Raw genomic sequence first — 25391 nt, 5'->3', positions numbered from 1 at the left:
GGGGCGGGGAGAGGGCGGCTTATGCTGCCGGGATGATCAAGCCTGTTGAGCTGGTGATATTCGACTGCGACGGGGTTCTTGTCGACAGTGAGCGCATCGCGGTGCGCGTGCAGGTGGGGCTCGGGGCGGAGCTCGGGTGGGCGCTGGACGAGGCGGAGGTCGTCGAGCGGTTCATCGGGCGGTCGCACGCGGCGATCCGCGAGCAGGTCGCGGAGCGGCTGGGGGAGGACGTCGCGGGGAGGTGGGCGGAGCTGTTCGAGGAGCGGCACCGGGTGGCGGTGGACGCCGAACTCGTGCCCGTGGACGGACTGCCCGAGGCGCTCGCCGCGATAGGCCTGCCGACCTGTGTGGCCTCCAGCGGCTCGCACGACAAGATGCGGCACACCCTGGGGCGTACGGGCCTCTACGACCACTTCGCGGGGCGGATCTTCAGCGCGTCCGAGGTCGCCCGCGGCAAGCCCGAGCCCGACCTCTTCCTGCACGCCGCCCGGCGGATGGGTGCCGACCCCGCCGCCTGCGTGGTCGTCGAGGACAGCAGGCCCGGGGTCACGGCCGCGCGGGCCGCCGGGATGCGTGCCTTCGGTTACGCCGGCGGGCTCACCCCGGCCGAGCGGCTCGCGGGGCCCGGGACGACGGTCTTCCACGACATGCGGGAGCTGCCCGCGCTGCTCGCCGGGTGACGGGATCCCCGGGAGGCGCTCACGGCCAGCCCCGGCAGGACGTCCCCGCCGTTGCGCTGGGAGCGCGCCCGTCCCCCATCCGCGCCTCCTCGGGTGGCAGCCTGGGGGGATGGACGAGCAGGACAAGGACAAGGGACGCGGCGGCGAGCGGATCAGGGTCGAACTCGGCGGTGTGCCCGAGACGCTGCTGTGGAATCTCTACCAGCGTTCGGTGGAGGCCGCCCGCCCCGGGGGGCGGGTGCTGGACGACCCGCGGGCGGTCGAACTGGTCGAGCGCATCGACTACCCGTTCTCCCGGTTCGCCGGTGCGGGTCTGGCCCAGTGGCACGCGCTGCGGATCGCCTGCCTCGACGCCGAGGTGCGCCGCTTCCTCGCCGCGCATCCGGGTGGCACCGTGGTGGCACTGGGCGAGGGACTGGAGACGCAGTTCTGGCGGGTCGACGACGGGCTGGTGCGGTGGCTCTCGGTCGACCTGCCGGAGACGGTCGCCGTACGCGACCGGCTGCTTCCCGACGATCCGCCGCGCCGCCGTACCCTCGCCTGCTCCGCGCTCGACCTGCGCTGGATGGACGAGGTGGAGCCCGGAACGCCGCCGCAGAACGTGCTGGTGACCGCGCAGGGACTGCTGATGTACCTGCCGCCAAGGGACGTCAGGAAGCTGATCGCGCGGTGCGCCGAGCGTTTCCCCGGCGGGAGCTTCCTCTTCGACGCGGTCCCGCGCGCGATGGTGGCCCGCAGCCGGGCGGCCGCGGAGAGCGGAGCGGTGGGCGGGGGCGGCTACCGGGCACCGGCGTGGCAGTGGGGCATGAACTCCGGGGAGTACCGCAAGGTGGCCGGGGCCTCGCCGCGGATCGCCGAGGTGCGCCGGCTGGCGCTGCCGCGCGGCCGGGGGCTTTTCGCGGTCGCCCCGGTCTCGCATCTGGTGCCCGGCCTGCGTTCGGCGCGGATGTCCGTTGTCGCGGTGCGTTTCGGCCCGGCCGACTACCGTAACGGGGTCGCGCGCAGCTGACGTCGTGCGCGGTGGACAGGCAGTGCAGGCACGGCGAGTGCGGTTCGGTTCGGTGACGGAAGGACGTGGGCGGGTGACGGTGGAAGCCGGATCCGGAGGACGGTCGGGCGGCGACCAGGGGAGCGCGGCGGCGGAACTGCTGCCGTCCACCCGGCGGGCGCTGCTGCACCGGGTGGCGGTGGGCCAGCGCGACGGGCGGGCCCCGTCGCTGGTCGGCGCGGTGGTACGGGACGGGGCGCTGGTCTGGTGCGGCGCGCGCAGCATGATCGAGGGGCACGCACCGGACGCCGACACCCAGTACCGCATCGGCTCGATCACCAAGTCCTTCGTCGCGGTGCTGGTGATGCGGCTGCGGGACGAGGGTCTGCTCGACCTGGGCGACCCGCTGGCCCGCCACCTCCCGGAGACCGCGGATCCTGCCGCGGAGGACGGTACCGGTGCGGCCGCAGGGCTCGACGCGGCGGGGCTGCGGGCGGCCGGGCGCCTGACGGTCGGGCAACTGCTCAGCCACACCTCGGGGATCGCCGCGGAGACCCCCGGCCCCTGGTGGGAGCGCACGCCCGGTGATCTGCGGCCCGAACTCGCCGACGTGCTGGGCATCGATCCCGTCAAGCACCCCGCGGGCCGCCGCTACCACTACTCCAACCCCGGCTTCGCGCTGCTCGGCGCTCTCGTGGAGCGGCTGCGCGGGACGCACTGGTACGAGGCACTGCGCGCGGAGGTGCTGGAGCCGCTGGGGATGCGGCGGACGACGCTGCTCCCGCAGGATCCGGCTGCGGGGGGCTTCGCCGTCCACCCGTGGGCGGACGTGATGCGGCCCGAGGCCGTACAGGACACCGGGCGGATGGGGCCGGCCGGTCAGCTGTGGTCGACCGCGGAGGAGCTGGGGCGCTGGGCGGCGTTCCTGCTCGCCGGGCGGAACGGGGTGCTCGGCGCGGCGACGCTGGAGGAGATGCGGAGGCCCGCCGGGCCCCCCGAGGAGCCGGGCTCGGGCTACGGCCTGGGCCTCCAGCTCGGGCGGTACGGGAAGCGCAGCCTGGCCGGCCACACCGGTTCGATGCCCGGTTTCCTGGCGACGGTGTGGGTGAGCCCCGAGGAGGGCGTCGGCGCGATCGCGCTGGCCAACGCCACCTCGGGGCCGCAGGTCGGAGCCATCGCCGCGGATCTGCTGGCGATCACCGCCGACGCGGAGCCCGGCCTCCCACGGGCCTGGCGTCCGGCCGACGCCCTCCCGCCGGAGCTGCTGGAGCTGGCCGGCCCCTGGTACTGGGGCACCAGCGCCTACGTGCTGCGGGTCGACGCGGAGGGCGGGCTGAGCCTCGCCCCGCTGACCGGCCAGGGCCGCGCCTCGAGGTTCCACGTGGAACATACCGGGGCGGGCGGCACCTGGACCGGACGCGAGGGGTACTACGCGGGCGAGACGCTGCGGCCGGTGCGGCGGGAGGACGGCTCGCTCAGCCATCTGGACATCGGGTCGTTCGTCTTCACGCGCGAGCCGTACGATCCGTCCGCTCCGGTGCCTGGCGGCTTCCCGGGCTGGAGCTGACCGCGGCAGGCCGGGCGTCCTGGGCCCCGCCCACCGGCGAGTCGCCGGCCGCGGGGCTCCCCGCGTCCGGCCGGCTCGCCGCGGCGAGCACCCCGTGGCGGTCCGATGCACGCAGCAGTACCGCCGCCGCGGCGGCGGCCGCGGCGAGCAGCCCCGCCGCGACCAGGAAGGCCAGGTGGTAGCCGCTGGTCAGGGCGCTCCGCAGCGGGTGCCCGGCGTCGGCGAGCCGGTCGGTGCGGGCGGTGGAGAGCGCGGCCAGCACCGCGAGGCCCAGCGCGCCGCCGATCTGCTGGGCGGTGTTGAAGACGCCGGAGATCAGGCCGGAGTCGGCGGGAGTGGCGTCGGCCATGCCGAGCGTCATCAGCGCGGGCATCGCGAGCCCGAAGGCGATGCCGAAGACCAGCGTCGCCGGAAGCACGTCGACGGCGTAGCTCGCGTGCCCCGCGGGCAGCCGGGTCAGCAGCAGGAAGCCGAGCGCGAAGAGCACGAGGCTGGGCAGCAGGACCGCGCGCTCGCCGAAGCGCGCGCCGAGCCGTGCCGAGAGCACGAGCGACATCACGCCGATGACCACCCCGGTGGGCGCGATGGCCAGCCCGATCTCCAGCGGGTCGTAGCCCTGCACCTTCTGGAGGTAGAGCGTGACGGTGAACTGGAAGCCGAAGCCGCCCGCCACCACGAGGGCCTGGACGATGTTGGCGCCGGTCACCTGGCGGGAGCGGAAGATCCGCAGCGGCATCAGCGGCTCGGCCGCCCTGGCCTGCCGGATCAGGAAGGCCGCCAGCAGCACGAGCGAGAGGACGCCGAGGCCGGCGGTGGACGCGGAGGACCAGCCGCGGTCGGTGGTGCCGACGATGGTGTAGACGCCGAGCATCAGCGCGGCGGTGACCAGCAGCGCTCCGGGGGCGTCGACCCCGCGCAGCCGGGCGGTGGCGGATGCGGCGGCGGCCGCCCCGGGCCGGTCGTCGGGCAGCAGCCGCAGGCTGAGGAGGGCGGCGGCGGCGCCGATCGGCAGGTTGACGATGAAGATCCAGTGCCAGTCGGCGATCTGCGTGAGCACGCCGCCGGCCAGCAGTCCGGCCACGCCGCCCGCGGACTGCACGAAGCTGTAGACGCCCATCGCCCGGCCGCGGCCGCGCGCGTCGGGGTAGAGGGTGATGACCATGCCGAGGCTGACCGCGGAGACCATCGCGCCCGCCGCGCCCTGGACGAAGCGGGCGGCGATCAGCAGGCCGGCGGAGTCGGCGAGGCCGCACGCGAGCGAGGCCGCCGTGAAGGCGGTGAGCCCGGCGACCAGGATGCGGCGGCGGCCGAGCAGGTCGCCGAGCCGTCCGGACAGCAGCAGCAGGCCGCCGAAGGCGATCAGGTAGGCGTTCACCACCCAGGCCAGTGCGGACTGGGAGAAGCCCAGGTCGTGCTGGATGGACGGCAGCGCGACGGTCACGATCGTGCCGTCCAGGATGATCATCAGCGTGCCCGCGCTGAGGACGCCGAGGGCGGCGCTGCGGGATCGGGAAGACAGTGGCATGGGGTCGCCTCCTGGCGCGGTGGGAGTGCCAGGACCGACCGTAGCAGAAAGTTTTGTTCGGGACTATCTCTTACGGACTCAGCTTTGGGCAGGGCCATCGGGCCGCTCCGGCGCCGGCAACCGGCGCACGCGGGCGGCTACTTGCGCGACTGCCGCGGCCGGCGCACCACCTCCGGGCACTCCACCGGTTCCGCGAGCAGCCCGGTCGCCAGCCCGCTCAGCGCGGCGACGAAGACGGCACGCTCCGGCTCCGCCAGGGCGTCCAGCACCTCCTGGTGCACCCGGTCGACGATCGCCTGCCCCTTGCGCACCACCTCCGCGCCGCTCTCCGTGACGCGGATGATCCGCGCCCGGCGGTCGGTCGGCGACGGGACGCGCTCGGCGAGCCCGGCCTTCTCCAGGGAGTCGGCGGTGACGACCATCGTCGTCTTGTCCAGGTCGGACAGCTCGGCGATCTGCGCCTGGGTGCGGTCCTGCTGGGCGGCGTGCGCGAGGACGCAGTGCTCGCGCGGCGACATGCCGATCTCGGCGAGGGCTGCCGTCATCCGTGTGGTGAGCACGTGGGCGGTGTGCTGGAGCAGGAAGGAGACGTCCGTGGTGGCGCCGAGGGCGCCGCCGGGCGGCGCGGCGGCGGGTGGTGGGGAGGTCATGCCGTCGAGCGTAGCAAAATAGGTCCGCTACGGGACGATCCCGTAGCGGACCTATGTGGGCGGTCCGCGGTGTCTCCGGGTCCGCGGGGGCGCCCCGCGGTGGAGGACCGGCTCAGCGGAGCTCGGGGCCGAGCAGGCCGAGCACGCCCTCGATGTTCGCGTCCAGATAGTGCCGCAGCGTCAGCGGCACGATGTCGACCGAGGCGATGCCCAGCCGGCTGAAGGGCACCCGCACCACCTCGTACTCGCCGCACGGGTCGTCCACCTCGGGCCCGTGCCGCAGGGACAGATCCATCGACTCCAGGCGGCAGGCGAAGAAGAACTGCACCTTCACGCCGTGCGACCCGTCCTCGGCGATGTGCTCGACGGTGTCGACGAAGGCCGGCACCACGTCGGTGACCTTCGCCCCCAGCTCCTCGTCGACCTCGCGGTGCAGGGCGGCGACGACGCTCGCGTCGTCGTCCTCCACGCCGCCGCCCGGGGTGACCCAGTAGGGAGCGATACCGGGCTTGGTGCGCTTGATCAGCACAAGCCGGTCGCCGTCCAGCAGCAGGGCGCGGGCGGTGCGTTTGACCACCGGACGGGTGGTCGCGGGGCTGGGGTGCGTATCCGGAGGCATGCCAGTCATCTGCCGCGGCGGGAAGCGGGGCAAACGTGCGCACCGCCGGGAATCGGAGCGCGGGCCGGCCGTGCGCGCGCCCACCGCCGGGCGCGGCCGGCTCCGCCGTCGGGACGGGCCGCGGCCGGCCGTTACGGGCCCCGCGGGCCGCGTCCCGTCAGGCCGCCGCCTCGTCCAGCGCACGCAGCACGTCGGCCACGATGTCCTCGGCGTCCTCGATCCCGACCGAGAAGCGGACGAAGCCGGGCGGCACCGCGTCGCCGCCCCAGCGCGCGCGGCGCTCGGCGGTGCTCTGGATGCTGCCGAAGCTCGTGGCCTCCGACGTCATCCGCAGGGCGGCCAGGAAGCGTTCGGCGTGCGCCCGGTCGGGCAGGGTGAAGGACACCACGCTGCCGAAGCGGCGCATCTGCCGGGCGGCGACCGCGTGCGCGGGGTCGGACGGCAGCGCCGGGTGCCGCAGATCGGCCACCTCCGGGCGTTCGAGCAGGGCCGTGGCCAGAGCCAGGGCGTTCGCGGACTGCTTGTCCACGCGCAGCGCGAACGTCGCGATCGAGCGGTGCGCGAGCCATGCCTCCATCGGCCCGGGGATCGCGCCGACCGTCTTGCGCCAGTAGCGCACGCTCGCCGCCAGCCCCGCGTCACGCGTGCTGACGTACCCCAGCAGCAGGTCGCCGTGCCCGCTGAGCGCCTTGGTGCCGCTGGCCACCGAGAAGTCGGCGCCGAGGGAGAGCGGCCGCTGCCCGAGCGGCGTCGCCAGCGTGTTGTCGACGGCGACCAGCGCGCCCGCGGCGTGCGCGGCGTCCGCGAGGCGGCGGATGTCGCACACGTCGAGTCCCGGGTTGGAGGGCGTCTCCAGCCACACCAGCGACACCCCGTCCAGCGCGGCCAGCTGCGCGTCGCCCGCGGTCGGCGCGAGCCGGACGGCGACCCCGTACGATTCCAGGCGCTCGCGCAGCGCGCGCGTCGTCTGGTAGCTGTCGGACGGCAGCAGCACCGTCTGCCCGGCCTTGACCTGCGACAGCAGCACCGCGGCGACGGCCGCCATGCCCGATGCGAAGACCGCGGTGCCGGTCAGCGGGTCGCCCGGCGCCTCCAGCTCGGAGATCGCCGCCTCCAGCCGCTCCCACGTCGGGTTGTCGTCGCGCCCGTAGACGTACGGCCCGGTGGGCTCACCGGGCAGGTGGTAGTGCGACACGAAGACCGGTCCGGGCAGCGACGGCTCGTACGCCGTGGCCGGCGGCCGCCCCGCGTGCACGCTGCGCGTGCTGTCCCCCGCACCCGTCAGGTCCGCCCCCGAGGACCCCGCCTCCGAAGGCCCGGAGGACCCCGAAGACCCTGAAGAACCAGACCCTGAAGAACCCGTGCCCCCCGGCTCGGCCGTCACTCGTCGTCCGGGAGGACGACGTGCAGGGCCCAGGACACGACGCTGACGATCAGGCCGCCGACGATCGCGGTCCAGAAACCGTGCACATGGAAGTCCAGGTCCAGCTTGCCCGCGAGCCACGACGTCAGCAGCAGCATCAGGGCGTTCACGACCAGCGTGATCAGCCCCAGCGTGAGGATGAACAGCGGGAAGGACAGCACCTTGACCACCGGCTTGACCAGCCAGTTCACGACGCCGAAGACGAGGGCGACGAGTATCAGGCTGAGGGCCTTGCGGGCGTTCGAGCCACCCGTGAGGGTGATGTCGTCTATCACCCACGTGGCGACGCCCAGCGCTGCGGCGTTCGCCAGCGTTTTGACGATGAAATTCTTCATGGTGTGATCGTCGCAGACTCAATCGTCAGGGCAAGAGACTGGGCGAAACCGTAGCCCGACCGCAGCGGAGGAGTGGCGATGAAGGTGTTCCGGCTGGACGACCTCGACGCGGAACGGGCCGCGAATCAGGGTGCCTACCTGCGCTTTCTCAAGGAGCGCTCGATGTCCGCCGGGTTGTACGCGCTGCGCGCGGGAGAGACCGACCCGCAGGCGCCGCACGCCCAGGACGAGATCTACCTCGTCGTGAGCGGGCGCGCGGCGCTCACGGTGGGTGACGAGACCACGACCGTCGCGCGCGGCAGTGTCGCCTTCGTCCCGGCCGGCACCCCGCACCGCTTCCACCACATCACCGAGGACCTCAGGGTCATGGTGGTCTTCTCCCCGCCCGAGCCCTAAGGGTGCGGTCAGGGTCGGATCCGGTCTCCGGGAGCCCCACACCGGGTGGCTGTGGCCCTACAGTCGAAGTACCGGCGGACGGTCTGCCGGAAGGACCGGACCCGCAGAGGGGACGAAGGAGAGTCAAGGCGTCATGGACAAGCTGCTGAAGGGCCTGCCGTGGTGGGTCAAGTGGGTCGCGGTCCCGGTCATCGCGCTGGTGATCTTCGGCTCCCTCGTCGCGGCCCTCGTGAGTTTCGTCATCGGGCTGCTGTTCAAGGTCATCGTGTTCCTGGTCCTCGTGGGTGCCCTGGTGCTGGTCGTCAAGCGCTTCACGTCCGGCGGGTCGTCCAAGCGCGACTGGTGACGGCCGCCGTCCCGCATCCCGCCCCTCCCGCCCACACCCTCCGCCGCCGGTGGCCCCGCCACCGGCGGCGGCTGTGTGCGCGGGGCGGAGCCGCGGCCCCCTGGTCCGGTGGCGGGCGCGGCCGCTACCGTTAGGGCTGCCTTTTGCACACGCGGGAGCTCGGAGCACCGGGCTGAGAGGGCGCTGAGGAGCGGGCGCGGGCGTACGCGAGTACGCCGTCGCCACGCCGTCGCTGCGCCGACCGCCGAACCTGTTACCGGGTAATGCCGGCGTAGGGAGTAGGTCTCATGACCACGCAGGAATCACGCACGCACGCCATCGGCTGGCACAAGGACTACGTCACCGGGCCGCGGCCCGACGTACGCGTCCCGGTCCGCCGGGTGCACCTGACCACCGGGGACGACGTGACGCTGTACGACACGTCCGGCCCGTACACCGACCCCGCCGCGGACACCGACGTCCGGCGCGGCCTCGAACCGCTCCGGGACGAGTGGATCGCCGCCCGCGGGGACACCGAGGAATACCCGGGCCGCCCGGCCCGGCCCGAGGACGACGGACGCAAGGCCGCCCCCGGCGGCGGCCTGCGCAATCTCGACGCGGTCTTCCCCGGCCGCCCCCGGCTCCCCCGGCGCGGCCGCCCCGGGCAGCCGGTCACCCAGCTCGCGTACGCGCGGCGCGGGGAGATCACCCCCGAGATGGAGTTCGTGGCGCTGCGCGAGAACGTCCCGCCGCAGACCGTACGCGACGAGATCGCCGCCGGGCGGGCGGTGCTGCCCGCCAACGTCAACCACCCGGAGATCGAGCCGATGATCATCGGCAAGAGCTTCCTGGTGAAGGTCAACGCCAACATCGGCAACTCCGCCGTCACCTCCTCGATCGAGGAGGAGGTCGAGAAGATGACCTGGGCGACGCGCTGGGGCGCCGACACGGTCATGGACCTGTCCACCGGCCGCAACATCCACACCACCCGCGAGTGGGTGCTGCGCAACTCCCCCGTGCCCATCGGCACCGTGCCGCTCTACCAGGCCCTGGAGAAGGTCGACGGCCGCGCCGAGGAGCTGACCTGGGAGATCTACAAGGACACCGTCATCGAGCAGGCCGAGCAGGGTGTCGACTACATGACCGTGCACGCCGGTGTGCTGCTGCGCTACGTGCCGCTCACCGCGCGCCGCAAGACGGGCATCGTCTCGCGCGGCGGCTCGATCATGGCCGCGTGGTGCCTGGCGCACCACCAGGAGAACTTCCTCTACACGCACTTCGACGAGCTGTGCGAGATCCTCGCCGCCTACGACGTCACCTACTCGCTCGGCGACGGCCTGCGCCCCGGCTCCATTGCCGACGCCAACGACGAGGCGCAGTTCGCCGAGCTGCGCACCCTCGGCGAACTCAACACCGTCGCCCGCCGCCACCAGGTGCAGACGATGATCGAGGGCCCGGGCCACGTCCCGATGCACAAGATCAAGGAGAACATCGACCTCCAGCAGGAGATCTGCGACGGCGCGCCCTTCTACACCCTCGGCCCGCTCACCACCGACATCGCACCCGCCTACGACCACATCACCTCGGGCATCGGCGCCGCGATGATCGCGTGGTGGGGCACCGCGATGCTCTGCTACGTCACGCCCAAGGAGCACCTGGGCCTGCCCGACCGCGACGACGTCAAGACCGGTGTGATCACCTACAAGATCGCCGCGCACGCCGCCGACCTCGCCAAGGGCCACCCGGGCGCGCAGGCCTGGGACGACGCGCTGTCCGACGCCCGTTTCGAATTCCGCTGGGAGGACCAGTTCAACCTGGCCCTCGACCCGGACACCGCCCGCGCCTTCCACGACGAGACGCTGCCCGCGGAACCGGCCAAGACCGCGCACTTCTGCTCGATGTGCGGGCCGAAGTTCTGCTCGATGCGCATCTCGCACGACATCCGCAAGGCGCACGGCGAGGCCGCCCCCGCGGCGGCCGGGGACCCGGGCGAGGCCGAGATCGCGGCCGGCATGGCGGCGAAGTCCGCCGAATTCGCCGCCGCGGGCAACCGCGTCTACCTGCCACTGGCCGACTGACGCGGTGGTCGCGGGGGCGGGCCGGTCGCGGTCCGTCCCCGCGACCGTCAGGCGGCGGGTACCGGGGGCGGCCAGCCGACGGTGGAGAAGCTGCGCCACAGGCCGAGCTGGAGGACCGTGGTCGCCGACAGCGACGTGGCCAGGTAGGAGCTGGGCCGGCCGGGCGGGTCGGTGCAGTTGAGGCCCTTGTGCAGGACGATGTCGATGCCGGTGTTGTTGCTGACCCGGTCCACCCCGCTCGGCGCGAAGGAGTGGCACTTGTCGTGCACCGGGTCCTGGACGGACTGCCGGAAGGTCAGGCCGCGCGTGCCGATGACCTGACCGCCCGACGAGTCCGAGCAGCCGGTGGCCGCCCACACCAGCGGGGCGATCGCGCACAGGGCGGCGAGCGTACGGCGGACGCGCATGGACTTCTCCCGTCTGACCATCCCGCCTGATCAGGTACGGCACGAGTCAAACGCCGCCGGACGCGGCCCGCGAGCCGGGACGGGCCAACCGGGGGTCCGGCCCGGGCACCCGGACCGGCCGCGGCTCATTCCGGGGTGTGCTCGGGGCCGCCGAAGTCGGGGCTGGTGAATTCCGGGCTGCTGAAGCGCGGCGCCGTACGCGGCGGCGACTCCTGCGGGGCGCCGAAGTCGGGCCGGGAGTAGCCGAGCCGCGGGGTGCGGCGCAGCGTCGGCGCGGGGGCGGGTGCGGTGCCGGCCGCGGCGGGGTCGCTCAGGGCGTCCGTCAGGAAGGGCAGCATCCCGCGCGCGAGCAGTGCCTCCTGCCAGGCGTGGCGCGCGGCGAGCACCTCGGGCGGCATGCCCTCGGTGGAGTCGTGGATGGCGGTGGAGCCGTCCCGCAGCGCCGTCACCAGCAGTCCTATCGCCCCCAGCAGGACCGAGGCCGCGGTGACCGCGGCGAAGAACCAGCCGGCGGTGCGCAGCGGGGAGGCGATGGCCGGCTGCGGGTCCACGGCGGACATCGCGTAGCCGATGAGCAGGAAGATCAGCGCCGCCGCCCCCGCGAGCAGCGGTGTGAGGACGGCGATCACGGCCAGCAGCCCGGCGCCCGACCCCGCCCCTTCCGCGACGCCCATGGCCGCGTAGCCGAAGGACCGGCTCTCCCGCGCGCGGGCCGCCTCGCGGGCGTCGGTGCGCGCGTCGGCGCGCAGGGCGCGGTAGTCGTCGTACTCGGCGGCGGCGCGCGCGCATATCCGGTCCGCCGCGGCGAGCGCGAGCGTACGCAGCTGCTCGGCGTTCAGCGGACTGCCGGCCTCGTCCGGGCCGGCGTCCGCCTCCGCCGTGCCGCCGCCGGTTCGTCCCGTACCCCGCGGGCCCTCCGTGCCGTCCTGGTCGAGGACGATGCGCAGGGCCCGGTCCAGTACGTGCTCGAAGTCGGGGCGGTCTTCGTTGAGCAGGTGTGGAGCGGTGGTCATGTGCATCCCCCGATGCTCCGACTCCTCGTGCGAGGCCGGTGTTCCGGTGACGGAACGGGCTCGGCCGGCCGGATGCGCGGAGAGCGGTGTGCCTACGGATAAGGCGATGGTAGAGCGGGGAGGTGAGAGCGTGACAGGGTGCAACCGCGAAACAAGCAGAAAATGCGACGGCCGGGTTCCGGCAAGGGACGAGCGGGAGCAACGGGGCTCCGGCAGGGAGGACCGGAGCCTGGGATCCCCGGACGGAACGGTTATCCGATGAGCGGGAGTTGGGCGACCAGCAGCCGGCCGTCCATCGTCACGCCGCCGTCCATCGCGACCGCGAGGCTGTCGGCGTAGATCATCGGCCCGCTCACCTGGTGCCCGTGCTCCTCGCCGTCCTGCTGACCCTCGCCGCCGGCCTCGCCGAGCAGGTAGGGGATCGGGCTGTGGCCGTGCACGACCCGCTGTCCGCCGTAGACGCCGAGCAGTTCGCGGGCCGCGTCCGCACCGCCGTCGCCCCGGAAGGCGAAGCGCTTGGTGAACTTGCGGAAGAGGTCCCAGCACTCGTCGGCGTCGTTGCGCTGCAGCACTCCGGTGACGGCGTCGTTCATCTCCTCGATGCTGCTGCCGTAGTCCAGGTACGCGGTGGTGTCGGAGTGCAGCAGCAGGTGGCCGTCGGTGAGGTGGGCGGCGTCCAGCCGGGAGATCCACGTCAGATGCCGGTCCTCCAGGCGCTCCATGTCGGAGGGCTGGCCGCCGTTGAGGCGCCAGGCGGCGAGGAAGGAGGCGGTGCCGCCGGTGGAGTTGACCGGCTGGTCGCCGAAGCGGTGGGCGCCCAGCAGCAGCAGCTCGTGATTGCCCATGAGGGCGCGGCAGTAGCCGCCGGCCGCGGCGGCTTCCGCGGACAGCTGCATGACCAGCTCGATGACGCCGATGCCGTCCGGGCCGCGGTCGGTGAAGTCGCCGAGGAACCACAGCCGGGCGTTGCCCGCCGACCAGTGGCCCGACTCGTCGACCAGGCCGCGTTCGCGCAGTGCGGCGAGCAGCTCGTCGAGGTAGCCGTGCACGTCGCCCACGACGTAGAGGGGGCCGGGGCGCTCGGGCCGGTCGTCGGCGGCTTCCGCGGGCTCGGCGATGACGGGCAGGTCGTGGGCGGTGGGCGTGTACTCGGCGGGGACGAGCGGGGCGTCGCGCTGGGTGGGCTCGTACGGCCGGGGCGGGGCCGGCACCGCGGGGGCGTGCGGGGGTGCGGGCGGCGCGCCGTCGAACGAGGCGGACGGGACGGGGGACGGCGGGACGGAGGCGGGCGCCGGGTAGCCGTGGGGGGCGTGCTCGTGGCCGTAGCCGGTGGCGGGTTCGTGCTCGAAGCCGGCGGAGGGCCGGTACGCGGCGGGTGCGGGGCCGAAACCGCCGGAGGGCTCGTAGCGGGCGGTCTGCTCGCGGGGCGGCCCGGGGTGCGTCCCGGGGACGGGCTCACGACCGCCGCCGAAGCCCGTCGCGCGGCTCGGCCCACGCTCCGCGGCCCGCTCGTACGCCGGGGAGGCAAGGCCGCCCGCCGCGTGCTCGTAGCCTGCCGCGCGCTCGAATCCGGGCTCGGGACGCCAGCCTTCCGCGGTCCCGGGCTCGGCCCCCTGACCTGCCCCCTGAGTCATCGACCCCTCCACGCTCGCGCCGCCATCCGCCCATCATAGGAATGACGCTGTCGCGTTGTGACATACCCGGGCAGCTGGTTTTCGCAGGGTACAGACAAAACGCCGCGTAGTCCCCATGGGAATGCCAAGCCTTGGCGAAGGATGTCCGGGCGCCGTCCGCGGCCCCCCCGTGCGGGGGCCGCGAGGGAATCCGGAAGAACCCGCGAGCGGGCGCGTGAAAGGCCCTGCGTCAGGGCCCGGCCGTACCGCCGCTCCCGGGGGGCGGCGGTCAGCCCTCCCCCTGGCTCGGGCCGCGCGGGGGGCTGACGGTGGCGCGGTGCGGACGCCGTTGCGACGAGGTGCGGACGATGAGTTCGGTGGGCATCACCTGCTGCACCGGGTGCGGGGGGCCCACTCCCTCGATGGCGTCGATGAGCAGCTGGACGACGGCGGTGCCGATCCGGCGCGGTTTGAGCGACAGCGTGGTGATGGGCGGTTCGGTGGCCGCGTAGCCGGTGCTCTCGCTGCAGCAGACGAGCAGCAGGTCGTCGGGCACCCGCAGGCCGTAGCGGCGGGCGGCGGCGAGCAGGTCGGTGCCGTTGGGGTCGAAGAGCCCGTAGACCGCGTCGGGGCGGTCCGGGCGCGCGAGTAACCGGTCGGCGGCGACCGAGCCGGCACAGGGGTCGTGCGCGGGGTAGGCCTCGTAGACCGGTTCCTGGCCGACGCGTTCGCACCACTCCAGGTAGGCGGTCGTCGAGAGTCGGGTGTACGTGTCGGTGCTGGTGCCGGTGAGCAGGCCGATGCGGCGGGCGCCCGCGGCGGCGAGGTGGTCGAGGATGCCGAGGACGGCCTCCTCGTGGTCGTTGTCGACCCACGCGTGCACCGGCAGGCTGCCCGCAGGGCGGCCGTCGCTGACCACCGGCACGCCCTGCCGGACGAGTTCGGTGACCACCGGGTCCTGGTCGGAGGGGTCGACGACGACCGTGCCGTCCAGCGCCACGTTGCCCCACACGTCGTGCCGTGAGGACGCGGGCAGGATGACGAGGGCGTAGCCGCGGGCGAGCGCGGCGGAGGTGGCGGCCCGGGCCATCTCCGCGAAGTACGCGAACTCGGTGAAGGTGAACGGTTCTTCGCCGTATGTCGTCACCGTCAGCCCGATCAGGCCCGACCTGCCGGTGCGCAGGGTGCGGGCGGCGGCGGACGGGCGGTAGCCCAGCCGGTCGGCGACCTCGCGGACATGGCGGCGGGTGGCGTCGGGCAGTCGGCCCTTGCCGTTGAGCGCGTCGGAGACGGTCGTGATCGAGACGCCGGCCGCTGCGGCGACGTCCCTGATCCCCGCCCGCTCCAGCCGGCGTCCGACGGACCGGCTCGCCTGGTGATTACCTGCTGCTGTCATGGCGTGCCGATAGTAGGGCGGCGTTGGTCCGTCCGGCGGCCTTCCCGGCAGGGACGGAGAAGAAAGGTTTCTCCATGATCGAAACCGTTATGCGAGGTGGAATATGCAGGCGGCAGACGGGGAGTTGGCGGGATAAGGGCACGCGGGCGCGCTTCCATCGGCCATTGGTCCAGCGGAAGCCGGAGCGGCAACTCACTCCTTCGGGGGATGCGCGCCACCCCGCGCGCCACCGGAGCACGGTGCCGCGCACGCTCCTGACGCACCTGCCGGCACGCCGAGGCCGGGGTGGCGTCCCGGCCCCCGCGCACCACCCCGCGCCGATGTCGCGCCGGACCGCACGCCAGGCCCGCCGCGCCACCCCGCGGCCGGCACCGGTGACACGTGGCCCGCGGCCGGGGGTCGCGCGGCGGGGTGACGTACCGCACTCCACAGTGCCGCGCCGCCCTCGTAGGGTGTGGCCATGAGCCCCGAGACCCCCAAGCTGCGCGCGGAACTGGACGGTATCCCGACCTACAAGCCGGGACGCCCGCCGGCGGCGGCCGAAGGCGCGCCCGCCTTCAAGCTGTCCTCGAACGAGAACCCGTATCCGCCGCTGCCCGGCGTCCTGGAGGCGGCGACGGCCGCCGCGGCGTCCTTCAACCGCTACCCCGACCTGGCCTGCTCGCGGCTGACCGCGGAGCTGGCCGAGCGCTTCGGGGTGCCGGCCGCGCACGTGGCGACGGGAACCGGCTCGGTGGGTGTGGCGCAGCAGCTGCTCCAGGCGACGTCGGGACCGGGCGACGAGGTCATCTACGCGTGGCGGTCCTTCGAGGCTTATCCGATCGTCACGCAGATCAGCGGGGCGCGGGCGGTGCAGGTGCCGCTGGACGCCGCGGAGCGGCACGACCTGGACGCGATGGCCGACGCCGTCACCGACCGGACCCGGCTGATCTTCGTCTGCAACCCGAACAACCCGACCGGCACCGCGGTGCGCCGCGCCGAGCTGGAGCGGTTCCTGGACCGGGTGCCGGGCGATGTGCTCGTCGTCCTGGACGAGGCCTACCGGGAGTTCATGACCGACCCGGAGGTGCCGGACGGCGTCGACGTCTACCGGGACCGGCCCAATGTCGCGGTGCTGCGTACGTTCTCCAAGGCCTACGGCCTCGCCGGGCTGCGGGTGGGCTTCGCGATCGCCCACGAGCCCGTCGCGGAGGCGCTGCGCAAGACGGCGGTGCCGTTCGGGGTGAGCCAGCTCGCGCAGGACGCGGCGGTCGCGAGCCTGCGCGCCGAGCCCGCGCTGCTGGAGCGCGTCGCGGGGCTGGTCACCGAGCGGTCCCGGGTGGTCGCCGAGCTGACGGCGCAGGGCTGGACGGTGCCGGACACGCAGGCCAACTTCGTCTGGCTGCGGCTGGGGGAGCGCACCTCGGACTTCGCGGCGGTGTGCGAACGTGCCGGGGCGACCGTCCGGCCGTTCGCGGGCGAGGGCGTCCGGATCACCATCGGCGAGACCGAGGCCAACGATCTGCTGCTGCGCGCCGCGGCCGACTTCCGCAAGGAGCTGTGACCGCCGCCGCTGAACGGCCTCTGACCTGCTCTTTCGCCCCCTGACCACCCCCCGGTGGCAGGGGGCGAACGCATGTGCGCGATACTGCTTGTGAATGAGTTCACGTTCACAAGCGCGACGCAAAAGGAGACGTATCGTGCAGCTCGCACTGGAGCCACTGAACGTCGCCAGGTGGCAGTTCGGCATCACGACGGTCTACCACTTCCTGTTCGTTCCCCTGACGATCTCGCTGTCCGCGCTGACCGCGGGACTGCAGACCGCCTGGGTGCGGACGTCCAAGGAGAAGTACCTCCGGGCCACCAAGTTCTGGGGCAAGCTCTTCCTGATCAACATCGCCATGGGCGTGGTGACGGGCATCGTCCAGGAGTTCCAGTTCGGTATGAACTGGTCGGACTACTCGCGCTTCGTCGGCGACATCTTCGGCGCCCCGCTGGCCTTCGAGGCGCTCATCGCGTTCTTCTTCGAGTCGACCTTCATCGGCCTGTGGATCTTCGGCTGGGACAAGCTGCCGAAGAAGATCCATCTGGCCTGCATATGGATGGTGTCGCTCGGCACGATCCTGTCGGCGTACTTCATCCTGGCCGCCAACTCCTGGATGCAGCACCCGGTCGGCTACCGCTACAACCCGGTGACCAAGCGGGCCGAGCTGACCGACTTCTGGGCCGTGCTGACGCAGAACACCGCGCTCGCCCAGTTCTTCCACACCATCTCCGCGGCCTTCCTCACCGGCGCCGCCTTCATGATCGGCATCGCCGCCTACCACCTGGCGCGCAAGCGGCACATCGCCGTGATGCGCTCCTCGCTGCGGCTCGCGCTCGTCGTGGCCGTGGTGGCCGGGGCGCTCACCGCGATCAGCGGCGACCAGCTCGGCAAGGTGATGTTCAAGCAGCAGCCCATGAAGATGGCCGCCGCGGAGGCGCTGTGGGACGGCGAGCACGGCGCACCCTTCTCGATCTTCGCCGTCGGTGACGTGAACAAGGGCCACAACGAGGTCGCGATCGACGTCCCCAACCTGCTCTCCTTCCTGGCCACCGACGACTTCGGCTCCTACGTCGGAGGCATCAACGACGTGGAGAAGTCCGAGCAGCACAAGTACGGCCCGGGCGACTACCGGCCGAACATCCCCGTCGCCTACTGGGGCTTCCGCTGGATGATCGGCTTCGGCGTCGTCTCGATCGGCGTCGGCGCCGCCGGGCTCTGGCTCACCCGGCGCCGGATGTGGGTGGCACCCGAGCACCGCACCGGGCCGGACGAGGTGCCGCACCTGATGCTCACCCGCTCGACCCGCCTCGGCCCGGGGCTGTCCCGCTGGTACTGGCGGCTGGCCCTGCTGACCATGGGCTTCCCGCTGCTCGCCAACTCGTGGGGCTGGATCTTCACCGAGACCGGCCGCCAGCCGTGGGTCGTCTACGGCGTGCTGCGCACCCGCGACGCCGTCTCCCCCGGCGTGAGCACCGGCCAGGTGCTGACCTCGCTGATCGTCTTCACCGCCCTGTACGGAATCCTCGCCGTCGTCGAGGTCGGGCTGCTCGTGAAGTACGTCAAGGCGGGCCCCCCGGAGCTGACCGACGACGACCTCCGGTCCCCCACCCGTATCGGCGGCGACGGTCCCGGCGGCGACGCCGAGGACGCCGACCGTCCGATGGCCTTCTCGTACTGAGCGGCAGGAGGAAAGACCATGCAACTGCACGATGTCTGGTTCGCGACGATCGCCGTTCTGTGGACCGGCTACTTCTTCCTGGAGGGCTTCGACTTCGGCGTCGGGGTGCTCACCAAGCTGCTGGCGAGGGACCGCGCCGAGCGGCGCGTGCTCATCAACACGATCGGCCCGGTCTGGGACGGCAACGAGGTGTGGCTGCTCACGGCGGGCGGTGCGACCTTCGCGGCCTTCCCCGACTGGTACGCGACGCTCTTCTCAGGCTTCTACCTGCCGCTGCTGATCATCCTGGTGTGCCTGATCGTGCGCGGGGTCGCCTTCGAGTACCGCGCCAAGCGGGACGGCGAGCGCTGGCAGCGCAACTGGGAGCACGCCATCTTCTGGACCTCGCTGGTGCCCGCCGTGCTGTGGGGCGTCGCGTTCGCCAACATCGTCCACGGCGTGAAGATCGACGCGCACAAGGAGTACGTGGGCGGCTTCTGGGACCTGCTGGGCGGATACGCCCTGCTGGGCGGACTGGTGACGCTGGTGCTCTTCACCTTCCACGGCGCGGTGTTCGTGTCGCTCAAGACCGTCGGCCCGATACGGGAGCGGGCGCGGGCCTTCGCCACCCGGGTGGGAGCCCTCGCGGTGCCGCCGGCGCTGGCCTTCCTGATCTGGACGCAGGCCGCGAGCGGCAACGGGCGCAGCCTGGTCGCACTCGTCGTGGCCGCCGTGGCGCTGCTGCTCGCGCTGGGCGCGAACGCCGCGGGGCGCGAGGGCTGGTCCTTCGCCTTCTCGGGCGTGACGATCGCGGCGACCGTCGCACTGCTCTTCCTGGGCCTCTTCCCGGACGTGATGCCGTCGTCGCTGGACAGTGCCTGGAATCTGACGGTGAGCAACGCCTCGGCGACCCCGTACACACTGCGGATCATGACCTGGTGCGCGGCCGTGGCGACCCCGCTCGTGCTGCTCTACCAGGGCTGGACGTACTGGGTGTTCCGCAAGCGCATAGGGACGCAGCACATAGCCGGGGTGAAGCCGGCGAGCGTTCCGGCGGAGGGAGCGCGGTGATGTTCCACGTGAAACACATTCGCGACGTCAGGGGGTGTTCCACGTGACACCGGTCGATCCGCGACTTCTGCGGTACGCCCGCACCACCCGGGTCTTCCTGGCGGGCACGGTGGCGCTGGGACTCGTGGGCGCCGGGCTCGTCGTCGCGCAGGCGACGCTGCTCGCGGACCTGGTGGTCGGCGGTTTCCAGCACGGCGAGGGGACCGGCCGGCTGGGCGGCGACCTGCTGTGGCTGGCGGCCGTGTCGGTGGGGCGGGCCCTGGTGGCGTGGCTGACGGAGCTGTGCGCCCACCGCTCGGGGGCCGCGGTCACCTCGCAGCTGCGGGGACGCCTGCTGGAGAAGGCCACCGCGCTGGGACCGGCGTGGCTGACCGGGCGGCGCAGCGGTGAGCTGACCACGCTGGCGACCCGCGGTATCGACGCGCTGGACGACTACTTCGCCCGCTACCTGCCGCAGCTCGGGCTCGCCGCGGTGGTGCCCGCGGTGGTGCTGGCCAGGATCCTGCTCGCGGACTGGATCTCGGCGCTCACCATCGTGCTGACGCTGCCGCTGATCCCGCTGTTCATGGTGCTCGTCGGCTGGGCCACCCGGGACCGGATGGACCGCCAGTGGCGGCTGCTCGGCAGGCTCTCCGGGCACTTCCTCGACGTGGTCGCCGGACTGCCGACACTCAAGGTCTTCGGACGCGCCAAGGCGCAGGCCGAGAACATCCGCGCCATCACCGGCGACTACCGCAAGGCCACACTGCGGACGCTGCGGATCGCGTTCCTGTCGTCCTTCGTGCTGGAGCTGCTCGCGACGATCTCGGTCGCGCTCGTCGCCGTGGACATCGGCATGCGGCTGGTGCACGGCGAGCTGTCGCTGCGCACCGGGCTGCTGGTGCTGATCCTCGCGCCCGAGGCGTATCTGCCGCTGCGGCAGGTCGGGGCGCAGTACCACGCGGCCGCGGAGGGGCTGGCCGCCGCCGAGCAGGTCTTCGAGGTGCTGGAGACCGAGCCCGCCACCCGCCCCGGCACCGCCCCGGCGCCCGACCTGCGCACCGCGACCGTACGGGCCGAAGGCCTGGCCGTACGCAGGGAGGGATCGCTCGCCCCGACGTCCTTCACCCTGGCGCCCGGCGAGACGCTGGCCGTCACCGGGCCCAGCGGGGTCGGCAAGAGCACACTGCTCAGCGCGCTGCTCGGCTTCGCCCCCGCGGCGCAGGGCCGCGTCACCGTCGAGGCCGCGGACGGCACGGCCGTCGACCTGCGCGCGATCGACCCCGCGTCCTGGCACCGGCAGATCGCCTGGGTGCCGCAGCGGCCGCACCTCTTCGCGGGCACGGTCGCGGAGAACGTGCGGCTCGTGCGGCCCGACGCGCGGGACGCCGATCTGGACGCCGCGCTCGCCGCGGCCGGCGTGCTGGGCTTCGCCGGTCCCGACGACGTCATCGGAGAGGACGGCGCAGGGCTGTCCGCGGGGCAGCGCCAGCGCCTCGCCCTGGCCCGCGCCTTCCTCGCCGACCGTCCGCTGCTGCTGCTGGACGAGCCCACCGCGAATCTGGACGGCGACACCGAGGCCGCACTCATCGCGACACTGCGCGAGCTGACGCGGGGACGCACGACGGTGCTCGTGGCGCACCGTCCGGCGCTGCTGCCGCTGGCCGGCCGCGTCCTGGCGCTGGAGCCCGCGGAGGGCACGGCGGCCGGCGAGCTCGCCGAGGAGCCGCGGGAGGGCGTGGCCGCGGTGGCCGCGGCCGACGGCGGAAGCACCGCGGAGGGGCGGCCGGTACGCGACGCCGCCGGGGGAGGCGTGGTGACGCCCGGCGGCGGCACCCGGACCCGCGCCGAGGAGCAGCCCGGGGACGAGGGGACGGGGCTGCTGCCGCGGGGGCGCGGACTGCTGCCGATGGCGCGGGCGCGCGGATTCCGCGGGCGGTTCGCGGCCGCGTGCGGGTTGGGCGCGCTCGCGCTGCTCTCCTCGGTGGGCCTGATGGCCACCTCGGGGTGGCTGATCAGCCGGGCCTCGCAGCAGCCGCCGGTGCTCTACCTGATGGTGGCCGTGACCGCGACCCGCGCCTTCGGTATCGGGCGGGCCGCCTTCCGCTACGGGGAGCGGCTGGTCGCGCACGACGCCGTCTTCCGGGCGCTGGCGGGCGTGCGGGTCGCCGTCTACCGGCGGCTGGAGCGGCTGGCGCCCGCGGGGCTGCGCGAGCGGCGGCGGGGCGATCTGCTGTCGCGGCTGGTCGCGGACGTGGACGCCGTCCAGGACCACTACCTGCGCTGGCTCCAGCCCGCGATCACCGCCGGGCTCGTGGTGCTGACCTCCGCGGCCTTCGCCGGCTGGCTGCTGCCCGCCGCCGGAGTCGCCGTCGGCGCCGGGCTGCTCTTCGCCGGGGTCGCGGTGCCCGCGCTCGCAGGGGCCGCCGCCCGCCGCACCGAGGCGAAGCTCGCCCCGGCCCGCGGGGAGCTGTCGGCCCGGGTCCTGGCCCTCTTCACCGGCACCGCGGAACTGACGGTGGCCGGCGCACTGGACCGCCGCCGGGCGCAGGCCGCCGACGCGGACCGCACCCTCACCTCGGTCGTCTCCCGGTCCGCCGCGGTGACCGCGCTGGGCGCGGGGCTGACCACACTGGCCTGCGGACTGACCGTGACGGCCTGCGGCTGGCTCGGGGTGCGCGCGGTGGCGGCGCACCAGCTCCCGGGGGTGGCGCTCGCGGCGCTGCTGCTCGCGCCGCTCGCCGCCTTCGAGGCCGTCAACGGCATGCCGCTCGCGGCGCAGCAGCGGCAGCGCAGCCGCCGTGCGGCCGAGCGGGTGAACGACGTCCTCGCCGCCCCGCTTCCGGTCCGCGAGCCGGACCGTCCCGCCGCCCTCCCCGCGTCGCCCTTCCCGCTGGTGGTCGAGGGCCTGACCGCGCGCCACCCCGGGCGCGGGGCCGCGGCGCTGGACGGCGTCGACCTCACCCTCACCGCGGGCCGCCGGGTGGCCGTGGTCGGCCCCTCGGGCGCGGGCAAGACGACGCTGGCGCATGTGCTGCTGCGCTTCCTCGACGCCGAGTCCGGTACGTACACCCTCGGCGGCGTGCCCGCGGCCGACTGCGACGGCGACGACGTACGCCGCCTGGTCGGGCTGTGCGCACAGGACGCACACGTGTTCGACAGTACGGTCCGGGAGAACCTGCGGCTGGCCAGGCCGGGCGCCGGGGACGACGCGTTGCGGTCCGCGCTGGCCGCGGCCCGCCTGGACCTCGGCCTGGACACGCCCGTCGGTGAGCACGGCGCCCGGCTGTCCGGCGGCATGCGCCAGCGGCTGGCCCTGGCCCGCGCCCTGCTCGCGGGCTTCCCCGTGCTGGTGCTCGACGAGCCCGCCGAACACCTGGACACCGCCACCGCCGACGCCCTGACCGCCGATCTGCTGGACGCGACCCGGGCGCACGACCGTACGACGCTGATCGTCACGCACCGGCTCGCCGGGCTCGCGGGCGGAGCCGTCGACGAGATCCTGGTGCTGGACGCGGGCCGGGTCGTGCAGCGCGGCTCCTACCGCGAGCTGGCGGCGGCGGACGGCCCCTTCCGCCGCACCCTGGAGCGCGAGCGGATCGCCGACGCGGCGGCCGCGGCCGGGGCCGCGGCACCGCTGCCCGTCGCGGCCTGACAGCCGGCGGGCGGCGGCCGCACCGCGGCCCGGTTGCCGTGGCAACCGGGCCGCAGGACGCTGGGGAAGGGAGGGTGCGGCCGCCGTTTCCCGTGCGCGCACAGGGCGCAGACCGTCGGCCGTGCGCTGCCGGAAGGGTGAATTCCCATGCGGATGCTGCTCACCGCCAGAATGGACACCGAGGCCGCGAACCACGCCGTGGACGACGGCACGATGTCCAAGATGGTGCAGGAGATGACCGAGACGCTGCGCCCGGAGTCCGCCTATTTCACGGCGGCCGAAGGAGACCGGTGCTGCTACATGGTCTTCGACATGAAGGACAGCTCCCAGATGCCGCCGGCGCTCGAACCGTTCTTCCACGCCGGGGCGAAGGTCGACGTGCGGCCCGTGATGACCATGGACGACCTGCAGACCGGGCTGGCCGGCCTGGGCCGCTGAACCCGGCTCCGGACGTCCTCGGCCGGCCTTTCGTAAAACACCTCCGTAAGAGCTCCGGAACGGCCCCGAATATCCTCGCCACCCGCCGTGGCAGGCGCATATTGCGCCAGGCGGGTGGCGTTGGTCTGAATATCGGCGAACTCGGGGTGCGGATCCGGCGAATCCGTGCTCGTTTCCCCATCATCGGATTAGTCAGCTCGATGGATAAGAAACGAGAGAGGTCATGGCTGCCACCACTTCCCGGATCAGCGCCCTCTGGGCCGCTTTCCTGAACCTCCTGATCACCTGCATCGGTGCCCTCGGCTTCACCGCCCCGGCCCGTCTCCGCGCCGCCGTCCCGGTCGCGCCGGCCGCCCCCGCCGTTCCGCCCGTCCCCGCGGTCGCGCCGTCCGGCCGTCCGGTCGCCGGGCCCCCGCCGCAGCCGCCCGTACGCGCCGGGCGGCCCGCCGTGCCGCCCCAGGCCGCGGCCGGGCGCGGGCGGACGGCCGCTGCCGTACCGGCGCAGGCCACGGCGTCGCCGGAGCCGCGGGCCGGCGCGCCCGCCCGCCGCAGGAGTGCCGCCGGGGACCGTCCCTCTGCCGCGTCGAACCGCCGGACCTTCGTGCCCGCCCCGCGCCCGTACGCACGGGAGCGCTCGCTGCCGCCGACGATGAAGCAGCGCATCGGGGCCGAGGCGCACGGCGCCTCCCCCAGCGCGCGCAGCGTGGCCGAGCCGTTCGACCTCCCGCTCGGCCCGCCCGCCGCCGCGGCCGCCACCGGCCGGGCGGAGGCCCGGATCCCCGCCGCCCGCCGCCGCGACCGCGCGCTGTGCGGCTGACCGCGGTCGCCGCCCGGCGCGCACCGCACCGCCGCTGCCGGTCCTTCCCCGCAGCGCGCCCCATGCCCCTGCTCCACTCCGCGGCCCCGGCCGGCGTACGCCACCGCGCCACCACGGCGCCTTTCCGCGGCGACGACGACGGGGCCCGGACGACCACCGGTTGACCCGGAGGTCTCCGTAGGCCCCGGCGGAACCGGCAACGCCGGCAGGAAGCAACGCCGGCAGGAAGCACCGCCGAAGGACCCGTAGCACCCCGGACCACCGGCTCTGCTGAGCACGTATCCGCACTTTTGTGCGAGATGTGCGCGGCGGATGCGGGAGGATGGGGTACGTGACCCAAGCCATCGGTGCCCCCGGAGGGCATTCCCGCTCCACGGGCGCGCACCAGCAGCCCCACGCACACGACGACGTCGCCATGGCCTCGCCGCGGCTGATCGCCACCGACCTGGACGGAACGTTGCTGCGCAACGACCGGACCGTGTCGCCGCGTACGGTCGCCGCACTCGCCGCCGCAGAAGCGGCCGGCGTAGAGGTCTTCTTCGTCACCGGGCGGCCCGCCCGGTGGATGGGTGTCGTCGCCGAACACCTCGCAGGCCACGGGATGGCGATCCTGGCCAACGGCGCGGCGGTCTTCGACCTGCACGCCAACCGGCTGATCGAGGCATTCCCGCTGCCCGAGGACGACGCCCTGGCCGTCGCGCGCGATCTGCGCGCCGCGCTGCCCGGCACCGCCTTCGCGGTCGAGCGCGCCTTCCGTTTCCGGCGCGAACCCGCGTACGCCCCCGTTGAGCCCGATGGTGCTCCGGCGGCGTCGATCGAGGTGCTGCTCGCCGAGGACCGGGCGCAACCGCTGCTGAAGCTGCTGGTCAAGCACCCGTCGATGGAACCCGACGCCTTCCTCGCCGCGGCGGTGGAGGTCATCGGCGGCCGGGCCGAGGTCACCCGTTCCAGCGACTACGCGCTGCTGGAGGTCAGCGGTGCGGGCGTCAGCAAGGCGACCACGCTCGCGCACTGCTGCGCCGAGCGCGGGGTCACCGCGGCGGAGGTCGTCGCCTTCGGCGACATGCCCAACGACCTGGCGATGCTCGGCTGGGCCGGCACCTCCTACGCCGTCGCCAACGCCCACCCCGCCGTCCTGGCAGCCACCACCCGCAGGACGGCGGCGAACGAGGACGACGGGGTCGCGCGGGTGATCGAGCGGATCGTCGCGGCCCGCCGCAACTGACCGGGCCGC

At 73.7% G+C, this 25391-nt stretch carries 22 protein-coding genes and 1 riboswitch; of the genes, 13 read left to right on the top strand and 9 right to left on the bottom strand.

The window, feature by feature from the left end; genetic code table 11:
- Positions 1–32 precede the first annotated feature (32 nt).
- The 3 genes from ACH4SE_RS02315 to ACH4SE_RS02305 all read left to right on the top strand — a co-directional run bounded on the left by ACH4SE_RS02315 (position 33) and on the right by ACH4SE_RS02305 (position 3235).
- Entirely contained in the window at positions 33–680 is a 648-nt protein-coding gene (locus ACH4SE_RS02315) for an HAD family hydrolase (protein ID WP_398541361.1), read from the top strand.
- Positions 681–789: 109 nt separating this feature from the next.
- Positions 790–1689, top strand: coding sequence for a class I SAM-dependent methyltransferase (locus ACH4SE_RS02310; protein WP_398541360.1), 900 nt, complete (start codon positions 790–792; stop codon positions 1687–1689).
- A gap of 79 nt (positions 1690–1768) precedes the next feature.
- Positions 1769–3235 carry a serine hydrolase domain-containing protein gene (locus tag ACH4SE_RS02305; RefSeq protein WP_398541619.1) on the top strand — a complete coding sequence of 489 codons (1467 nt, stop codon included), beginning with the start codon at positions 1769–1771 and terminating at the stop codon, positions 3233–3235.
- On the opposite strand, the gene ACH4SE_RS02300 is transcribed toward ACH4SE_RS02305, so the two are convergent.
- The 5 genes from ACH4SE_RS02300 to ACH4SE_RS02280 form a co-directional block, all read right to left on the bottom strand.
- Positions 3174–4760, bottom strand: coding sequence for a DHA2 family efflux MFS transporter permease subunit (locus ACH4SE_RS02300; RefSeq protein WP_398541359.1), 1587 nt, complete (start codon positions 4758–4760; stop codon positions 3174–3176). The two genes, ACH4SE_RS02305 and ACH4SE_RS02300, sit on opposite strands and share 62 nt — an antisense overlap.
- A gap of 137 nt (positions 4761–4897) precedes the next feature.
- The gene (locus tag ACH4SE_RS02295; protein WP_398541358.1) at positions 4898–5410 is read right to left on the bottom strand and encodes a MarR family winged helix-turn-helix transcriptional regulator; all 513 of its coding nucleotides are present in this window, start codon (positions 5408–5410) and stop codon (positions 4898–4900) included.
- Positions 5411–5522: 112 nt separating this feature from the next.
- Positions 5523–6029, bottom strand: a complete 507-nt coding sequence (locus ACH4SE_RS02290) for an NUDIX domain-containing protein (RefSeq protein WP_398541357.1) — start codon at positions 6027–6029, stop codon at positions 5523–5525.
- A 157-nt stretch (positions 6030–6186) separates the two neighbouring features.
- Positions 6187–7314: a cystathionine gamma-lyase gene (locus tag ACH4SE_RS02285; protein WP_398541618.1), complete on the bottom strand. Its 1128-nt coding sequence runs from the start codon at positions 7312–7314 to the stop codon at positions 6187–6189.
- A 95-nt stretch (positions 7315–7409) separates the two neighbouring features.
- Positions 7410–7787, bottom strand: coding sequence for a phage holin family protein (locus ACH4SE_RS02280; protein WP_398541356.1), 378 nt, complete (start codon positions 7785–7787; stop codon positions 7410–7412).
- A 78-nt stretch (positions 7788–7865) separates the two neighbouring features.
- Here ACH4SE_RS02280 and ACH4SE_RS02275 point away from each other — a divergent pair, with 78 nt between their 5' ends.
- From ACH4SE_RS02275 to thiC, 3 genes are all read left to right on the top strand, one after another.
- Positions 7866–8183, top strand: coding sequence for a cupin domain-containing protein (locus tag ACH4SE_RS02275; RefSeq protein ID WP_398541355.1), 318 nt, complete (start codon positions 7866–7868; stop codon positions 8181–8183).
- A 133-nt stretch (positions 8184–8316) separates the two neighbouring features.
- Complete coding sequence (locus tag ACH4SE_RS02270; protein WP_398541354.1) at positions 8317–8529, top strand: DUF5326 family protein; 213 nt, start codon at positions 8317–8319, stop codon at positions 8527–8529.
- A gap of 141 nt (positions 8530–8670) precedes the next feature.
- Positions 8671–8824, top strand: a riboswitch (TPP riboswitch).
- The gene (gene thiC / locus ACH4SE_RS02265) at positions 8817–10586 is read left to right on the top strand and encodes a phosphomethylpyrimidine synthase ThiC (RefSeq protein ID WP_398541353.1); all 1770 of its coding nucleotides are present in this window, start codon (positions 8817–8819) and stop codon (positions 10584–10586) included. Its footprint overlaps the riboswitch before it by 8 nt.
- A 47-nt stretch (positions 10587–10633) precedes the next feature.
- Here thiC and ACH4SE_RS02260 read toward each other — a convergent pair whose 3' ends face one another.
- From ACH4SE_RS02260 to ACH4SE_RS02245, 4 genes are all read right to left on the bottom strand, one after another.
- Positions 10634–10993, bottom strand: a complete 360-nt coding sequence (locus ACH4SE_RS02260; RefSeq protein WP_398541352.1) for a hypothetical protein — start codon at positions 10991–10993, stop codon at positions 10634–10636.
- Between the two features lie 125 nt (positions 10994–11118).
- Positions 11119–12012 carry a hypothetical protein gene (locus tag ACH4SE_RS02255; RefSeq protein ID WP_398541351.1) on the bottom strand — a complete coding sequence of 298 codons (894 nt, stop codon included), beginning with the start codon at positions 12010–12012 and terminating at the stop codon, positions 11119–11121.
- A 245-nt stretch (positions 12013–12257) separates the two neighbouring features.
- Complete coding sequence (locus ACH4SE_RS02250) at positions 12258–13640, bottom strand: metallophosphoesterase (RefSeq protein ID WP_398541350.1); 1383 nt, start codon at positions 13638–13640, stop codon at positions 12258–12260.
- A 268-nt stretch (positions 13641–13908) separates the two neighbouring features.
- Positions 13909–15015: a LacI family DNA-binding transcriptional regulator gene (locus ACH4SE_RS02245; protein WP_398541349.1), complete on the bottom strand. Its 1107-nt coding sequence runs from the start codon at positions 15013–15015 to the stop codon at positions 13909–13911.
- Between the two features lie 460 nt (positions 15016–15475).
- Between ACH4SE_RS02245 and hisC the strand changes: the two genes are divergently transcribed.
- The 7 genes from hisC (at position 15476) to ACH4SE_RS02210 (ending at position 25382) form a co-directional block, all read left to right on the top strand.
- Entirely contained in the window at positions 15476–16558 is a 1083-nt protein-coding gene (hisC, locus tag ACH4SE_RS02240; RefSeq protein ID WP_398541348.1) for a histidinol-phosphate transaminase, read from the top strand.
- Between the two features lie 136 nt (positions 16559–16694).
- Positions 16695–18218 carry a cytochrome ubiquinol oxidase subunit I gene (locus ACH4SE_RS02235; protein WP_398541347.1) on the top strand — a complete coding sequence of 508 codons (1524 nt, stop codon included), beginning with the start codon at positions 16695–16697 and terminating at the stop codon, positions 18216–18218.
- A gap of 18 nt (positions 18219–18236) precedes the next feature.
- Positions 18237–19268 (top strand): cytochrome d ubiquinol oxidase subunit II, encoded by a 1032-nt coding sequence (cydB, locus tag ACH4SE_RS02230; RefSeq protein ID WP_398541346.1) that lies wholly within the window; start codon positions 18237–18239, stop codon positions 19266–19268.
- Positions 19269–19311: 43 nt separating this feature from the next.
- Complete coding sequence (gene cydD / locus ACH4SE_RS02225) at positions 19312–22902, top strand: thiol reductant ABC exporter subunit CydD (RefSeq protein WP_398541345.1); 3591 nt, start codon at positions 19312–19314, stop codon at positions 22900–22902.
- A 147-nt stretch (positions 22903–23049) separates the two neighbouring features.
- Positions 23050–23340 (top strand): DUF3303 family protein, encoded by a 291-nt coding sequence (locus ACH4SE_RS02220; protein WP_398541344.1) that lies wholly within the window; start codon positions 23050–23052, stop codon positions 23338–23340.
- 223 nt (positions 23341–23563) lie between these two features.
- Positions 23564–24157, top strand: coding sequence for a DUF6344 domain-containing protein (locus ACH4SE_RS02215; protein WP_398541343.1), 594 nt, complete (start codon positions 23564–23566; stop codon positions 24155–24157).
- A 415-nt stretch (positions 24158–24572) separates the two neighbouring features.
- A complete protein-coding gene (locus ACH4SE_RS02210) occupies positions 24573–25382 on the top strand; it encodes an HAD family hydrolase (protein ID WP_398541617.1) in 810 nt (269 codons plus the stop codon).
- The last annotated feature ends 9 nt before the right edge of the window (positions 25383–25391 follow it).

The organism is Streptomyces sp. NPDC020983 (genome assembly GCF_044333485.1).
Lineage (GTDB): Bacteria > Actinomycetota > Actinomycetes > Streptomycetales > Streptomycetaceae > Actinacidiphila.
The sequence above is the reverse complement of the archived record's forward strand: the minus strand, read 5'-3'. Positions and strand labels throughout refer to the sequence as shown.

What these genes read in the sequence shown, in the direction of transcription:
- ACH4SE_RS02315 (WP_398541361.1), top strand. Translation starts at nt 33, where the DNA reads ATGATCAAGCCTGTTGAGCTGGTGATATTCGACTGCGACGGGGTTCTT.
- ACH4SE_RS02310 (WP_398541360.1), top strand. Translation starts at nt 790, where the DNA reads ATGGACGAGCAGGACAAGGACAAGGGACGCGGCGGCGAGCGGATCAGG.
- ACH4SE_RS02300 (WP_398541359.1), bottom strand. Translation starts at nt 4,760, where the DNA reads ATGCCACTGTCTTCCCGATCCCGCAGCGCCGCCCTCGGCGTCCTCAGC.
- ACH4SE_RS02295 (WP_398541358.1), bottom strand. Translation starts at nt 5,410, where the DNA reads ATGACCTCCCCACCACCCGCCGCCGCGCCGCCCGGCGGCGCCCTCGGC.
- ACH4SE_RS02290 (WP_398541357.1), bottom strand. Translation starts at nt 6,029, where the DNA reads ATGCCTCCGGATACGCACCCCAGCCCCGCGACCACCCGTCCGGTGGTC.
- ACH4SE_RS02280 (WP_398541356.1), bottom strand. Translation starts at nt 7,787, where the DNA reads ATGAAGAATTTCATCGTCAAAACGCTGGCGAACGCCGCAGCGCTGGGC.
- ACH4SE_RS02275 (WP_398541355.1), top strand. Translation starts at nt 7,866, where the DNA reads ATGAAGGTGTTCCGGCTGGACGACCTCGACGCGGAACGGGCCGCGAAT.
- ACH4SE_RS02270 (WP_398541354.1), top strand. Translation starts at nt 8,317, where the DNA reads ATGGACAAGCTGCTGAAGGGCCTGCCGTGGTGGGTCAAGTGGGTCGCG.
- thiC (WP_398541353.1), top strand. Translation starts at nt 8,817, where the DNA reads ATGACCACGCAGGAATCACGCACGCACGCCATCGGCTGGCACAAGGAC.
- ACH4SE_RS02260 (WP_398541352.1), bottom strand. Translation starts at nt 10,993, where the DNA reads ATGCGCGTCCGCCGTACGCTCGCCGCCCTGTGCGCGATCGCCCCGCTG.
- ACH4SE_RS02255 (WP_398541351.1), bottom strand. Translation starts at nt 12,012, where the DNA reads ATGCACATGACCACCGCTCCACACCTGCTCAACGAAGACCGCCCCGAC.
- ACH4SE_RS02250 (WP_398541350.1), bottom strand. Translation starts at nt 13,640, where the DNA reads ATGACTCAGGGGGCAGGTCAGGGGGCCGAGCCCGGGACCGCGGAAGGC.
- ACH4SE_RS02245 (WP_398541349.1), bottom strand. Translation starts at nt 15,015, where the DNA reads ATGACAGCAGCAGGTAATCACCAGGCGAGCCGGTCCGTCGGACGCCGG.
- hisC (WP_398541348.1), top strand. Translation starts at nt 15,476, where the DNA reads ATGAGCCCCGAGACCCCCAAGCTGCGCGCGGAACTGGACGGTATCCCG.
- cydB (WP_398541346.1), top strand. Translation starts at nt 18,237, where the DNA reads ATGCAACTGCACGATGTCTGGTTCGCGACGATCGCCGTTCTGTGGACC.
- ACH4SE_RS02220 (WP_398541344.1), top strand. Translation starts at nt 23,050, where the DNA reads ATGCGGATGCTGCTCACCGCCAGAATGGACACCGAGGCCGCGAACCAC.
- ACH4SE_RS02215 (WP_398541343.1), top strand. Translation starts at nt 23,564, where the DNA reads ATGGCTGCCACCACTTCCCGGATCAGCGCCCTCTGGGCCGCTTTCCTG.
- ACH4SE_RS02210 (WP_398541617.1), top strand. Translation starts at nt 24,573, where the DNA reads ATGGCCTCGCCGCGGCTGATCGCCACCGACCTGGACGGAACGTTGCTG.